Source organism: Brevibacillus sp. FSL K6-6036, from assembly GCF_037964015.1.
Taxonomy (GTDB): domain Bacteria; phylum Bacillota; class Bacilli; order Brevibacillales; family Brevibacillaceae; genus Brevibacillus; species Brevibacillus borstelensis.
Genome location: NZ_CP150173.1, coordinates 2,497,123 through 2,511,943, shown reverse-complemented (window position 1 = coordinate 2,511,943; position 14,821 = coordinate 2,497,123). Strand labels below are relative to the sequence as shown.

General features: G+C 51.3%; 11 protein-coding genes. 5 read left to right on the top strand and 6 right to left on the bottom strand.

All coding sequences use genetic code 11. The features are described 5' to 3' along the window. Positions 1 to 6: 6 nt before the first annotated feature. Complete coding sequence (locus NST37_RS12550) at positions 7 to 1,230, top strand: multidrug effflux MFS transporter (RefSeq protein WP_035989194.1); 1,224 nt, start codon at positions 7 to 9, stop codon at positions 1,228 to 1,230. Between the two features lie 275 nt (positions 1,231 to 1,505). Here the strand turns inward: NST37_RS12550 and NST37_RS12545 are convergent, their stop codons facing one another. Together NST37_RS12545 and NST37_RS12540 are read right to left on the bottom strand one after the other, a co-directional pair. Then, complete coding sequence (locus tag NST37_RS12545; protein WP_003386845.1) at positions 1,506 to 2,348, bottom strand: aldo/keto reductase; 843 nt, start codon at positions 2,346 to 2,348, stop codon at positions 1,506 to 1,508. Positions 2,349 to 2,387: 39 nt separating this feature from the next. Then, positions 2,388 to 3,584 carry an MFS transporter gene (locus NST37_RS12540; protein WP_327956119.1) on the bottom strand — a complete coding sequence of 399 codons (1,197 nt, stop codon included), beginning with the start codon at positions 3,582 to 3,584 and terminating at the stop codon, positions 2,388 to 2,390. Positions 3,585 to 3,784: 200 nt separating this feature from the next. Between NST37_RS12540 and NST37_RS12535 the strand changes: the two genes are divergently transcribed. Continuing rightward, the gene (locus NST37_RS12535) at positions 3,785 to 4,156 is read left to right on the top strand and encodes a helix-turn-helix domain-containing protein (RefSeq protein WP_003386848.1); all 372 of its coding nucleotides are present in this window, start codon (positions 3,785 to 3,787) and stop codon (positions 4,154 to 4,156) included. Positions 4,157 to 4,320: 164 nt separating this feature from the next. Here NST37_RS12535 and NST37_RS12530 read toward each other — a convergent pair whose 3' ends face one another. Genes NST37_RS12530 through NST37_RS12520 form a run of 3 tightly spaced genes read right to left on the bottom strand, consistent with a single transcriptional unit; the run spans position 4,321 to position 9,146 of the window. Then, complete coding sequence (locus tag NST37_RS12530) at positions 4,321 to 5,556, bottom strand: efflux RND transporter periplasmic adaptor subunit (protein WP_024984751.1); 1,236 nt, start codon at positions 5,554 to 5,556, stop codon at positions 4,321 to 4,323. A 25-nt stretch (positions 5,557 to 5,581) separates the two neighbouring features. Then, the gene (locus tag NST37_RS12525) at positions 5,582 to 8,710 is read right to left on the bottom strand and encodes an efflux RND transporter permease subunit (RefSeq protein ID WP_031933333.1); all 3,129 of its coding nucleotides are present in this window, start codon (positions 8,708 to 8,710) and stop codon (positions 5,582 to 5,584) included. Between the two features lie 19 nt (positions 8,711 to 8,729). Beyond that, positions 8,730 to 9,146 carry a MarR family transcriptional regulator gene (locus NST37_RS12520; RefSeq protein ID WP_003386851.1) on the bottom strand — a complete coding sequence of 139 codons (417 nt, stop codon included), beginning with the start codon at positions 9,144 to 9,146 and terminating at the stop codon, positions 8,730 to 8,732. A 175-nt stretch (positions 9,147 to 9,321) separates the two neighbouring features. On the opposite strand from NST37_RS12520, the gene NST37_RS12515 reads away from it, so the two are divergent. The 3 genes from NST37_RS12515 (at position 9,322) to NST37_RS12505 (ending at position 12,800) form a co-directional block, all read left to right on the top strand. Continuing rightward, positions 9,322 to 10,533: a sensor histidine kinase gene (locus NST37_RS12515; protein WP_003386852.1), complete on the top strand. Its 1,212-nt coding sequence runs from the start codon at positions 9,322 to 9,324 to the stop codon at positions 10,531 to 10,533. A gap of 12 nt (positions 10,534 to 10,545) precedes the next feature. Then, positions 10,546 to 11,238 (top strand): response regulator transcription factor, encoded by a 693-nt coding sequence (locus NST37_RS12510; protein WP_024984753.1) that lies wholly within the window; start codon positions 10,546 to 10,548, stop codon positions 11,236 to 11,238. Positions 11,239 to 11,573: 335 nt separating this feature from the next. Beyond that, positions 11,574 to 12,800 (top strand): MFS transporter, encoded by a 1,227-nt coding sequence (locus tag NST37_RS12505; protein ID WP_024984754.1) that lies wholly within the window; start codon positions 11,574 to 11,576, stop codon positions 12,798 to 12,800. A 156-nt stretch (positions 12,801 to 12,956) separates the two neighbouring features. Here NST37_RS12505 and NST37_RS12500 read toward each other — a convergent pair whose 3' ends face one another. Beyond that, positions 12,957 to 14,693, bottom strand: a complete 1,737-nt coding sequence (locus NST37_RS12500) for an amidohydrolase (protein WP_003386855.1) — start codon at positions 14,691 to 14,693, stop codon at positions 12,957 to 12,959. Between the last annotated feature and the right edge of the window lie 128 nt (positions 14,694 to 14,821).

The window sequence follows — 14,821 nt, the reverse complement described above, 5'->3', positions numbered from 1 at the left end:
GATCCAATGATTTCGTACAACCGTACAACCGAAAAAGCGATTGGCACCAGCCGTTTGATGATGGTTCTTGTGCTCGGTTCTTTAACCGCTTTTGGACCTTTGTCTCTCGATATGTACCTGCCGTCGCTGCCAAAGATCGCCGAAGAATTGCAAACGAGCACTTCTTTGGTCCAATTAAGCCTGACATCCTGCCTGCTCGGCCTTTCTGCGGGACAGCTTTTGGCAGGACCGCTCAGCGATGTACAGGGCAGGCGCAAGCCGCTTTTGATCGGTCTGATCGTCTACATTGTCACCTCTTTGCTGTGTGCCCTTATGCCTTCGATTTGGGGCTTCGTCGCGCTCCGGTTCATTCAAGGGGTTGCCGGAGCCGCCGGCATCGTGATTGCACGGGCGATGGTTCGGGACATGTACTCCGGGACAGAAATGACGAAATTCTCCTCGATGCTGATGCTCGTCAACGGTGCTGCTCCGATTCTGGCCCCTATTTTTGGCGGCCAACTCCTGGAGGTAACGTCTTGGCGGGGTGTATTCATTGTACTTGGAGCAATCGGGGTCCTGATGCTGGTCGCGGTCTTGCTGAAGCTGCCTGAGACTCTGCCCGCAGAACGCCGCGCACCCGGCGGCTTGACACAGACGCTCTCCACCTTCCGCGGCCTGCTCACCGACCGGAACTTCATGGGCTACGCGCTGTCCTCGGGTCTCGTGTCGGCGGCGATGTTTGCTTACATTTCCGGTTCGCCCTTTGTGATTCAAAATATTTACGGGGCTTCGCCGCAAATGTTCAGCTTGTTCTTTGCCATAAATGGCCTGGGGATCATTATCGCCGGACAAATTACCGGAAAGCTTGCCGGACGCGTCAGTGAGAAAAAGCTGCTGATCATCGGACTGGGGATCGCTGTGTTCGGCGGCATCTCGCTCTTGGCCATGATCCTCATCGGCGCTGGACTTGCAGCTGTCCTGCCGCCGCTATTCCTCGTCGTATCCAGCGTCGGTATCGTCAGTACGACTGCTTTTTCACTGGCGATGCAAAACCAGGCCAAAGCGGCAGGCAGCGCCTCTGCGCTGATCGGCCTGCTCTCCTTTGTTTCCGGCGGCATCGTCGCCCCTCTCGTCGGGATCGGCGGCAGCGGCACAGCCGTACCGATGGGTGTCGTCATCGCGCTTGCCGAAATTGGAGCAATCCTGTGCTACCTTTTGATGATCAAGCGTAAAGAAACGACCGTGGATTGAACGCCATTTTCAAAAAACGCAGAGATCGGGTAACATGCAGGGCTGGATTCCTGCTGAAACCTCACCATGTGATACCGCACGTGTGCGGGGGAGGCGGCTCCATCCACCCACTGCTTCGCTCGGAACACGCAAAAAAGGGACCTCACCTCTTACCAGGCTGAACCAGGTAGAGGCAAGGTCCCTTTTCGCTGTTATAATGAAAAGAAAAAGACCGGTCCTAAACCGATTATGAAAGGAGCCCTCTTGCGATAGTCAACAAGAGGGCTTTCGGTCTATTAAAAGTCAAAGTTATCCGGATCCGGACCGACTCTGAGATTTTGATTCAAGCTGTCGATTCGCTCCATCTCTTCGCTCGTCAGCTCAAAATCGAATACCGTAGCGTTTTCGACGATTCGCTGCGCCTTTGTCGATTTGGGGATCGTAACCACTCCGTTTTGCAGGTCCCAGCGCAAAATGATCTGGGCAACCGATTTGCCGTGCTTTGTTGCGATCTCCTGCAGGACTGGATTATCCAACAATTGCCCCTGCATGAGCGGCGACCACGCTTCCAACTGAATGCCGTGCTTCTGGCAATACGCCTGAAGTTCTTTTTGGGTCAAGCGCGGATGGTACTCCACCTGGTTCACCATCGGTTTGATTTCTGCATCCTTCATCAAGTCTTCGAGGTGATGGATTTGGAAGTTGCTGACCCCGATCGCTTTGACCCGCCCTTCTTTGTAAAGCGTCTCTAGTGCCCGCCATGCCTCTTTGTATTTGCCCGCTACAGGCCAATGTATCAAGTACAGATCAAGATAGTCCAGCCCCAGCTTGTCCAGGCTTGCCTGGTAGGCGGCGATTGTCGATTCATATCCCAGATCGGCATTCCAAACCTTTGAGGTGATGAACAGCTCCTCCCTTGCGATGCGAGCTTCTTTCATCCCTTCACGGATCCCTTCTCCGACTCCTGCTTCATTTTCGTAAATCGCTGCAGTATCGACACTCCGGTACCCATGAACGATAGCGGTTTTTACGGCATTCACCAATTCCGGCCCTTCTTCTACCTTAAATACTCCCAAGCCGAGCCAAGGCATTTTTACCCCGTTATGCAATGTTGTTGTATCTTGTAAATGTTTTGCCATGATGAAAGTCCTCCTGACTATGTGAAACGGAAATGATGATTATGCGCGTTGCTCTCTTTGATCCCTTTGCTCCAATGCCCGACTCCAGCCGGACAAGACGACAGCCGCCAGTACCATGAAGCCGCCGATCCATGAGGTATGAATGAGACCGATGGAATCGGTAATGACCCCGCCGAGATAGGAGCCGATGGCGATACCTGCATTAAAGGCGGCGATATTGATCGCTGAGGCGACATCTACAGCACTGGGGACAAAACGCTCTGCCAGCATGACGACGTACACTTGCAGACCAGGCACGTTCATAAAGGCGAACAGTCCCATCAGAAAGATCGTAATCAAGCCAGCTACTTTGAACGGTGCGGTGAACGCCAAAAGAAAAAGGACTGCCGCTTGCACGATAAACATATAAAACAAGGCCACAATCGGCTTTCGATTCGCTACTTTTCCGCCAATTACGTTTCCGACTGCAATCGCGATGCCGTACAAAAGCAAGATGACCGCGACCGTTTCAGCTTTAAACCCTGTTATATCCTGAAGCAGTGGAGACAAATAAGTGAAGACGACGAACGTGCCCCCATACCCCAACGCGGTAATCAAGAATACCAGCAGCAACCGCCCATTTGTAACGAGCTTGAGCTGATCGCCAAATTTTGTGCGAATCCCTTTTGCCAAATTGCGAGGAACCAGGATGCCGTTCGCAATCAAGGCGATAGCCCCTACCGCAACAATCGCTACAAAGGCAAGCCGCCACCCGAACTGTTGACCGATAAAGGTTCCGATCGGCACTCCAGTAACGGTAGCCACCGTAAGGCCTGTAAACATGATCGAGATCGCGCTGGCTCTGCGATCCTCCGGCACCAAATTGGCGGCGATGGTAGACCCGATTGACATAAATACACCGTGCGCGAAGGCGGACAAAACACGGGCTATCAGCAGAATGCTTACGCTGGTCGCACTGGCTGCAATGCTGTTCCCCGCGATAAAGACGACCATGATCCATAGCAAAAGTGTTTTCCGGTTCATGGTGGAAGTCAGTGATGTCAGGATTGGCGCGCCGACCGTGACCCCAAGTGCATAGAGGGAAACGGTCAGCCCGGCTGTCGTGACAGAGATGTGTAAATCTTGAGCGATCAACGGCAGTAATCCCACGCTGATAAATTCTGTGGTTCCTATCGCGAATGCACTCACTGCCAATGCCAGCAATGCCCACATATTACGCTTATGATCCAAAGGCATGGTTCCTCCTCCTGTTTGTGTCTATTTCTAGGGCCCTAGTTGCCAACAGACTATCTAAATAAAAAAGTATAGTGATTTTCCGCCGGCAAATGCTATTATGGGAGTTATAAGTCAAAAAGAAAAGAACGCACTTTTTTGTGTCATAGGTACTCAAAAGTATGATAGGCACTTTTTGGTGCCTGTTTTCAGGAGGTAGCACCATGCAAAAGAAGAAGTACAACATCGCTGTCGAAGCAACGCTCGAAGTCATCGGAGGCAAATGGAAATGCGTCATCCTCTGCCATTTGACCCACGGCAAAAAGAGGACGAGCGAATTGAAACGGCTGATGCCAGCCATTACCCAAAAAATGCTGACACAACAATTGCGCGAGCTGGAGGAAGACGGGGTCATAAACCGAATTGTGTACAACCAAGTCCCGCCCAGGGTCGAATATGAGCTCAGCGAGTATGGGTGGAGCTTGAAAGGAATACTGGACTCCCTTTGTGCCTGGGGAGAAAGACATATTACCAAAGTATACGGAGATAAATTTGCTGTCCTGGAGGAAAGCATCTTAAATGAACAACTGAAATAAACGCTGTTGAGCGGAGGGCTCCTTCGTTATTTTGTTCCAAACCGCTTGATCCAAACCGACACAAAAAAAGAGCTGTGCCGCAGCCTCCTGCGATTGCACAGCTCTTTTCTGTCTTGTCAGCCTTCCCGGGAAGGTCCGTACAGGCCCATCCCGAAATGCCTTTATTACTGAATGATCGATACTTTTTTACCGTCTTGCAGCAATGTCTGTCCTTTGACGACTACCTTATCTCCCTCGGCCAAACCGGATTTAATCACGATCTGGTCGCTCGTTTCTTCACCAGTAGTGACTTCCACCTGCTTGGCGACTTCATCCTCGATACGGAATACAAATTTTTTGCCCTCTCGTTCAAACACGGCTTTGCGCGGAACGATCAGCTCCTCTTCCTTGCCGGAGACTTGACCTGCAAACGTAACGTTCACGACCATGTCCGCCTTCAGCTCGTTGGAAGGGTTCGGGATCGAAATTTCGATCGGATACGCCTTGAGCTGTGAATTCATCACAGGGCTCACCGCCGATACTTTTGCTTCCACTTCTTTGCCGAGAATCGGGATGTTTACCTTTACGGCCGTACCCACTTTGACTTTTGTGATGTCTTGTTCAGAAAGATTCGCTTTGACCAAGAGCGGGTTTGTGTTGACGATGACGACAACGGGAGTTCCCTGCGAAGCAATCTGTCCAACCGCTCCGTTTACGCTCGAAACAAAGCCGCTGATCGGCGCTGTCACGACTGCATTCGCCAGCTGCTCTCTAGCATTTTGCAAAGCGACCGCTGCTTGGTTCACGGATGCTTCCGATACTTGCAGGGTTGTTTTTTGCTTGGTTGTTTCCAACGTTTGCTTAGCGTTTTCATATGCAGTCTGTGCATTCATCAGACTTGTGTTTGCTTGCTCGAACTGCTGGGATGAGATAGCCCCTTGATCAAACAGTTGTTTCATCCGTTGCTGGTTCAGCTGGGCATCCGTCAGTGCTTGTTCAGCTTGTTTCAAGCTGTTTTGTGCCTGTACCAGGCTTTGATCCGTACTGCTTCCCGACTGCTTGAGATTCGCCAGTGCCACTTTATACGCTGCTTCCTGCTGGGCGACTGTATTGGCGAGATCCGTCTCGTCCAGTTTAAACAAGACTTCTCCCTTTTTAACAGGCTGACCCAGCTTTACCGGGAGGCTTGTAATTTTCCCGCTGACTTTGGGACTGATCTGTATTTCCTCGCTTGGAGCCAATTTGGCTGAAATTCCCGCTTCGCTGCTGACGACTCCTTTTTTCACCTGTTCAATCTGTACGGGAGTCGCCGCTTCTTCTGCCTGCGTATCTGACGGAGCAGCTGCTTCCGGCTGGGAGCAGCCAGCTACGAGCAATGCCACGGATAGCGCTAAAATAATGGGTTGTTTTCTCACGTTCACATTTCCCTCCTTATCCCACATGCACTTACGATTCGATGACTGGAACGCTTTGTTTTTGTTTCCGCTTCTCTCTTTTCCGGTTGCGTCTGTCGCGCAGTTTCTTGCCGAAATCATCGAACAATGTCGTGACAACAGGCACCAGCACCAATGTAATCAACGTGGAGAAGCTCAGACCAAAAATAACGGTGATGGCCATCGGCGCTTGAGACTCACTACCGGAACCCGTTGCGAAGGCAAGCGGTCCAATCGCAAGGATCGTGGTCATGGTCGTCATCAAAATCGGACGAAGACGAATCGGACCTGCTTCCAGAATCGCTTCGTGCAGGGAATGCCCTTTCGCACGCAGTTGATTCACGTAGTCGATCAATACGATCGCGTTGTTCACGACGAGACCGATCAAAAGAATGTAACCGATCAATACGGATACGCTGAGCGGTGTCGCTGTCACCAGCAATCCGAGAAGTACCCCGGTAACTGTCGGCGGTACCGAGAACATAATGATAAACGGCGTGTAGAAGGATTCAAACTGCCCCGCCATAACCATGTACACGAGTACGACTGACAGGATAATTGCCAGTCCGAGGCTAGCAAAGGACTCAGCCATGTCCTCCGATTGACCGCCAAAATCAACTTTATATCCATCCGGCAGCGTGAGCTTCGACAGCTTCGCCTGAATGTCTCGCGTCACCGAATTCAGATCGCGCCCGGCCAGATCGCTCGTAATCTTGATCTCGCGAGACAGATTGGAACGATTGATCGCCAGCGGAACCTCTACCTTGGAAATCGTCGCTACAGAGGAAAGCGCGACTTGCGCTCCGCCCGGCGCTGAAATCCGCAGGTTTTTCAGATAGTTGATATCTTCTTGGTAAGATTCAGGAAGTTTGATCTTTACATCGATTTCATCGTCGCCTGTACGATATTTCGTTACAGTCTGTCCTTGGAAAGACGTACGGACGCTGGACAGGATTTGCCCCGTAGTAAGTCCATACATACTAGCTTTCTCGGCATCCACCAGCACTTCGTATTCCTGCAGCGTATCTTCCATACTTGTCGCTACGTTGGCTGTACCCGGGATACTCTTGATTTGTTCCTTGATGATGCCGCCGATGTCTTGCAAGACAGCCAGATCATCACCACGGAGGGTAAGTTCTACCGGGGAGCCTGTCGCGAAGCCTTGCGAGGAGCTTACGGTAATTTCAGCTCCAGGTATCGACGCCACTTGTTTTTGCAGGTCGATGGCGATATCGCTCGACGAACGAGTCCGCTCGGTCACATCGACAAGCAGCAATGTCACTGACGCCCGGTTTGATGTTGCAGTGGCTGCAATCGGCGAACCGCTGCTGCCGATCGAGGTAGACAAGGTTTTCAGTTCCGGTACTTTCGAGGCGATTTCTTCGATTTGTTTGGCAACCTTCTCTGTTTCCTCTACAATCGTGCCGTTCGGCATCTTAATGGAAATGGACACCTGTCCTTCATCCATGGCCGGCATGAACTCTGCTCCGATCATCGGCGTCAACAGCAGAGAGCCGATCATCGTACCGATGGTCACGAAAAGAACGGTTTTCCGGTGGCCCAGGGACCATTTCAAAAGGCCGCGATAGCCGTTTTCCACTCTCTTGAATCCGATATTGAACCATTTGACAGGGTTGACGCCCCGGTACCCTTTCATATCACCATGATGCGGCACTTTTTTCAAGATGCGCGAGCTCATCATCGGCACCAGCATGAGCGAGAACACCAGTGCGGCGATATGGGAGTATACGACAGTCAGCGCCAATGGACCGAACAATTCAGAAGCGATTCCTTCCGTCATGGCAATCGGAAGGAATACGCAAATTTGCGCCAAAGCGGACGCCATTACGGCGTTTCCGACTTCTTTGGAACCGACCAGTGCGGCCTCCATCATGCTCTTGCCTTTTTCCCGCTGTCGGAAAATATTTTCCAAAATAACAACCGCAAAGTCAATCAATGAACCAAGTCCGAGAGTCAAACCGGACAGGGAGATCAGGTTGATCGTCTGTCCTGTCATGTACATCAACAGGAAGGTCGCGACGATCGAAACAGGAAGAACGATCGTGGCAATCAACATCGATTGAAAACTTCCGAGGAAGAAGAACAGCATGATGATCCCGATACCGCCACCCAGCAAAGCGTGCTCAGCAGTGGTGTAAATGGAGTCCTTGATATAGGTTGACGTATCCATCGTATTTGTGACGACGATGTTCTCCGGCAGATCCTTCTTCAGCTTCTCCATTTCTTTTTTTACGGCATCAGCGACTTCGATCGTATTGCCCCCTGATGCTTTCGTAATGGACAGGCCCAGGCTTGGCTGCCCGTTTACGTAGTTCAACTGCGTGATCGATTCCAGTGTATCTTCGACAGTCGCAATGTCTTTTAACCGGATCGAGCTGCTTCCTACCGGGATGGGTGTCATGGCGATCTGATCGACACTCGCGAACTCGCCTTGCACCCGGATGTTCATTTTGCCGTCGCCTTCACGGACAGAACCGGCAGTACCCGAGATGTTGTTGCTTCCGATGGCTTGTTGAATCTGTTCAAGCGTCAGTCCGTATGCAGACAGCTTCGCCGGGTCCAATGTCACATCGACAACCCGGCCCTGACCGCCGCCAATCGATACGGAAGCGACGCCATCAATCCGCTCCAGTCGGGATTGAATGACATCTTCGGCGATTTTCTTCAACTGGTTTACATCTTGTTCGCCAGTCAGCGCGTAGGTAAGGATCGGCTGACTGTTCGGATCAATTCTAAGTACCCGCGGAGCATGTGCCGAATCCGGCAATATCCCCCGCACCTGGTCTACCTTATCCCGCATATTCAGGGTCGCCTGGTCCAGATCTGTTCCCCAGTTGAAGAACAAAATGACCTGGGAAGCCCCCTGCATGGAGACCGATGAAATGCTGTCCAGGTCCGCTACCGTACCCAGCGCATTTTCTATCGGCTTGGTCACCAGCTTTTCTACTTCGCTTGGCGAACCTCCGTCTACAGAGGTAACGACCACAGCTACCGGAAAGTTCAGCTCCGGCATCAGGTCGATGGCCAAACGAGGCAGAGACACGAATCCAAAAATAATCATGGCGACCGTCAGCATGATCATCGTGACGGGTCGCTTAATCGAAAGTGCAGATAGGTTCACATCCACTCACCTCTTCCAGTCAACTAGTAGCTCTTTTTTTATAGGTGTACATCTCGTGAAGGACATGGAGTGATGAGATGATCTGAGCAGTTTTTCCTTCGAGTGTCCCTACGTATGATTCGTCAGATTCCACCTCTTCCCCCTTGGTTATGCGCAAAGTCGGAGAAACCCATACGATCCGGCGATCGTTTCCGTCTCTCAACCGTTTCACCAAATCTTCTCGCTCCAATCGGTTTACAAGCCCTGACGTGGTGCTGTAGGGAAGTTCGACCGCTTTGCTGATCTCGCCGATTGTTTTCGGTCCATCCTTGATTTGTTCCAAAATGAGAACCTGTTGCCAAGTCAGGTCTTGTGTATCGAGTTCTTCTTCTGAAATGGAAGAAAACACGGCATTCGCTTCACGCAACAGCTTTGCCAACTGAATCAGTTCCTTCATTCCTAGCCTCCCTTATCAAACCAGCAACGTACAACATCCTTTCTCTGGATGTAATTGTCACAACGTATATTGTAAACATAGGACTTCCGTATGTGATCTATCGACGGATTGATTATAGATTCGAGCAGGTCTATCTACAGATAGATGACACACGTGGTAGAATGGAAGCAAGAAAATGAAAATGTGTGGAAAGAAGGGTGTCGCTTTGTTTAAACGAATACTGGAAGCCTTGCAAAAGCGATACTTTACCGTTTGGTTTCTGGCTTTGATTGTCCTGATTTTAGTCCCGAATTCATATATGCATGAAACTCCGACCCAATTCGCTTTTTCGTTTGCCATTCTGGTCTGTCACTTCTGGCTGTTCTGGACGCCAAAGAGCCTGTGGACCCCTTTGCGCACCGAATGCGTTACGTTGTTGATCGGTTTGGTTACAATCATCAAAGCGCTCGCCGGAGGTTCGGAGACGATTGGGCTATTGTTCCCCCTTGTCATTTTTGTCGGCGTCAGAATGGAAGAAAAACGGGCCCTGATCTACGCCACCGGTCTTGGGTTGATCGGACTATTGCTTTTGATCAAGGACCACTCGTTCTTCTCGCCGCATTTGGTCCCCTTCGCGCTCACCTTTATTGGCTGCTATGTCGGAGCAAAAGGGTACCGGGTCCAGTTCGATGCCTATGAGCAAAACCAGCTTCATCTGGAGCAGCTTCAAAAGGCCCATGCCCAACTGAAAGAAGCCCATAACGAGCTGCAGGAGGCTGCCGTCCATACGATGCAGGTGGCCGTCCTGGAAGAACGCACGAGGATTGCCCGCGATCTCCACGATCAGTTGGGGCATTCCCTCACATCTCTGATCGTCCAGCTTCACGCCTTGCAATTCATGCTGAAAAATGGGCCTAGCGACGCACAGGAAGCGGTACGAAACATGCTTTATGTAGCCAAGCATAGTCTGGAAGACATTCGCGGATCTGTTCACACGCTGGCGAGTGACCAGTCTTCCCTTGGTTTGGCTCCGCTGCGGGCGTTCCTTTCCCAAACGGAGAAAAACACCGGGCTGCGCTGCAAATTGGTTGCAGACGATCCCGAGCTTGGGTTGACACAAACCATTTCCATCGCTTTTTACCGAATCTTGCAGGAAGCGGTTACAAATACGCTGCGCCACTCCGAGGCAGGTCAATTGGACGTAATCGTTACCCAGGATGATACCCACTGCTATATGTGCATCCGTGACGATGGAAAGCTGACACCTGGTGAAACCATTGCACCGGGATTTGGACTATCAAGCATGAAAGAACGTGTGACGGAGCTGAATGGCTCCCTCTCCTACACCGCGGTTGAACCACATGGGTTTGAAATCAAAGTGGTGATTCCGTACCAGGATATCGCTTAGGAAGGGATAACGATGGTGCAAACAGAGAACGAAGGTGCAAAAAAAATCAAAGTGTTGCTTGTCGATGATCAGACGATGATCCGACAAGGCTTGGGCTATGTCATCCAGATGCAGCCGGATATGGAAGTCGTCGGCGAAGCGGCAGACGGCGAAGAAGCGATAGAAAAAGCGGCAGCTTGCCAGCCCGATGTCATTTTGATGGATGTGCAGATGCCCAAGTGCTCCGGAATCGAAGCAACACGCCAAATCTTGAAGCAATCGCCCCGCATCAAGGTGTTGATTCTCACTACCTTCGACATCCAGAATTACGTAGTGGATGGGATTCGCGCGGGCGCTGTCGGGTATATGCTAAAGGATGCCGATTCCCAGGAGATGCTCGAACTGATTCGCAGCGCTTATCAGGGAGCTGTCCTTTTTCATACCGGTACGGCTGCCAAGGCGTTGGCAGAATTGCTCCGCAGTCAAGAGCCGGTTGCGGCAGAGCCGACTGAAAAAGGGTATGTCCTATTGGAAGACTTGACGGAAAGAGAATTGGACGTCCTTCAGCAGCTTGCGTATGGTTTCCGCAACGACCAGATTGCCCAAAACCTGTTTATTTCGGAAGGAACCGTCAAGACGCACGTCCATCGGATTTTGCAAAAAATGGGCGTTGAAGATCGTACCCAAGCCGTTGCCCTGGCACTCCGGCACAAGCTTGTAAAATAAGTGAGCTCCAATTCATCCCCCCTTGTCTGCGTTTTACAATCGCGCTGCAGATGTGAAGCCGGTCATCCTGTTTCGGGTTTCCGGCTTTTTTGTCTTCTTTCGCTTCACCCAATATGGATATACGAACAACTTGCAAAAAGATTTCACTCTATCGAGAGTTTTCTGCCGCAAAGTGCATCTTTCAGAAATCTGCCAGTGTGAGTGCGGATGAAAATCTGTTATTAAGCTTTTGCAATAGGCCTATGTATTTTCTTGATAACTCTCCACGATAAAGGAGTGTTAAAATGAACATATTGTGAACGTTGTTCTTTCTATTGAAAAGGTTGTGTTGCAGCATGTCTTTCTCGTGGAAACGGAATCTAGTCGTCTTGTGGATCGGCGTCTTCTTTTGCAGCGCTGCCTATTCCATCTCCATCCCTTTTTTGCCGATCTTTCTCCATACCTCGCTGGGGGTTAATGAGCATCTGGAAGCATGGTCGGGCATTTCTTTCGGGATTACGTTTCTGGCCAGTGCGTTAATATCTCCCTATTGGGGATCTCTGTCTGACAAGTACGGGAGAAAACCCATGTTGATTCGGTCGGGTTACAGCTTGGCCGTTTTGTATTTTCTCAACTATTTGGTGACGGACCCTTATTCGTTCCTGGCACTTCGAGTCCTGCAGGGGCTTTTGGCCGGATTTGTGCCTGCCTCGATTGCACTTGTCGCGACGAATACGCCAGACAAGCATGTCGGCTACGCTCTTGGCATCATGGCTACTTCCGGTGCTACCGGCGGGATCATCGGGCCACTTATCGGGGGCTTTGTCAGCCATCTGTGGGGAAACCGGGAAGCGTTCCTTTTCTCCGCTGTAGTCGTCTTGATCGCGGCATTAATTGCCACATTTTTCGTAAAAGAAACGAATTTCAACCGGTCCGGCGAGCGTTCGCATGTTGCAGACGATATTCGTCTCGCGATGGCTAACCGCTCCTTTGTCACCATTCTCGGCCTGGCCATGGTCGTAACGATCTCCGTCATGCTTCTGGAGCCGCTGCTCACCGTCTACGTCCTGCAGCTCGGGGCATCTCAGCAAGATGCTTCGCTCAGCTCGGGCATCATCTTTTCCGCGGTCGGAATCGCCACGGTGCTGGCCGCTCCGCAATGGGGCAAGATCGGCAACAAGATCGGCTACTCGAAGATTCTCTTTATCGGCTTGTTGGGCGGCGGAATCGGGAACCTGCTTCAGTACTTTTTCACCAGCCTGTACGGCTTTGGCATCCTGCGCTTTGTTTACGGGTTGTTTTTCGCGGCCGTCTATCCGTCTTTGAATGCGCTGATCGTGAAAGTAACAGACCCTGAATTCCGCGGCAGAGCATTTAGCCTCAATCAATCCTCTACACAGCTCGCCAACATGATCGGTCCTGTGCTGGGAGGCTTTTTGGGAGGCTGGATTCCCATCCGGACGGTATTTATTATCAACGGGATCGCATTGTTGGTCATTGCCGTACTGATGAAAACAAAATTTGCGATCCAGGCCCCCGCCAAAGAAAGCAGGGACGTAAAGGCAGATCATTCGACTGCTTGATGATTGCCACCGGCAAAAGATCACCGTTCTATAAGGTCTATCGCACTCTGAATGTTGATTGAAGGTAAAAAATGCTGCCCGTTCCAGCAGATTCGTCTACTGGAAGAGCAGCTTTTTTTTGCTTAAAGCCAATTCATTCCCTATTCACTATTCCCTTTACTTGAACGCCTCGTTTCGATACACTTCTTTGCCTTCAAACAGCGTCCAGAGAATGTTCGTTTTCTTGATCTCCGTTGCCGGAATCGCAAACAGGTTTTTGTCCAGAACGACCAGGTCTGCCTTCTTGCCCACTTCGATAGAACCGGTAATGTCCTCTACAAAATTGGCGTAAGCCCCGTCAATCGTAAAGCTGGCAATCATGTCGGCCAGTGTGGCGCGTTCATCCGGGTTGGCAATATCTTTGGGGTCCGTTTTGCCCTCTTCAATCCGGGTGATGCCTTGTTGAATGCCGTGCAGCGGATTAAACTCCTGGGTCACAATGTAGTCGCTGCCGGAAGCCATCACGATGCCTGCGTTGATCATGCTTTTCATCGGGTACTCCTCTTCGGCCCGCTCCCGGCCCAAATACGGGACCTCGATTTCTTCAAAGAACCCGGGCTCCTTCAAGAACCAGTAAGGCTGCGGGATTCCGATGACGCCCAGCTTTTTAAAGCGCTCCATATCTTTTGGATTGAACAATTGCAAATGAACAATGGAAGGACGAGCATCCCGCTGTCCGTTCTTTTTCTCCGCATATTCGAATCCGTCGAGAGTAATTCTCGTCGCTGCATCGCCGATCGAGTGGACGTGCAGCTGGAAGCCGGCTTTATCGACAGCCGCCGCCGTCTCGTTGTACACTTCCGGGTCCCAGATCAGCTGGCCCCTCGTATGCTTGTGCTTGTACGGCTCTTCCAGATAGCCGGTAGCACCCTCTACGACGCCGTCCATGAATATTTTCACCGCGTTGATCTGAAAATGAGGGCCTTTGTTCTCTTCGCGCAGCTTGATGAACTCTTTCACCTGCTCCGGACCCTTCGCCGGGTCTGCAGTAATGGCGTTGCGGAAGCGGACAGTCAGCTTGTCTTCCTCAGAGAGCTGCTTGTACGCCTCGAGCACGTTTGGATAGCGCAGCATGTCCGGATCGCGCGCTGTCGTGACCCCACGCTCGGCGGCCAGCTTCTGATATTCCAAAATTCCGTTCATATACTGCTCGACTGAAAGACCCGGAATTTTCTTCAGCACGAGGTCCATCGCCTTTTCGCGCAGTGTTCCTGAAGCCTCTCCAGTAGCCGGATCGCGCTCGATCAGACCTCCGTCCGGATTCGGCGTGCTTTTTGTGATTCCCGCCACTTCCAATGCCTTGGAGTTTACCCACAGAGAATGACCATCATCCGATGTGAGTGCGATCGGGATGTCTTTGGATACTTCATCCAGCGCCTCTTTACGCGGTCCAATTCCGGTGGCAGCCGAGTTCGTCCAGCCCCGCCCCTGGATCGCGGTTTCCTCTGGATACTTCTTCACAAATTCCTTGACAGCTTTCACGTATTCTTCGATCGACCCCAGTTCAAACAGATCGACTGTGTAAATCATGCCGGTCGTCTTGCTGGCATGGGTATGGCTGTCGATGAAGCCCGGCAGAACCATCTTCCCCTTTACATCCACCACTTTAGTCTGTGCCCCGGCGTACGCTTTTGCTCCTTCGTTGGTACCGACATAAACGATGGTATCTCCCTTGACTGCGACCGCTTCGGCCCAGTTCCGGTTCCGGTCTACCGTATAGACGGCACCGTTTTGCAGGATCATGTCAGCCGGCTGGACAGCAGATTTTGTCTGGACAACCGGTTGGGCATGTCCGATCGACGGCACCAGCAGGGATGCCAGCAGCAATGCACCTGCCGCTTTCTTTGCAAACATGCTACTCCTCCTTTTTCTGTCTGACTTATGCAGAATAATAAATGATTGCGACGGACAAATAAGCTTTTGCGTATATGTACGTTCCGCTCATCCATCATAAGGTACAATGGCGATGTTTGGCAATTCAT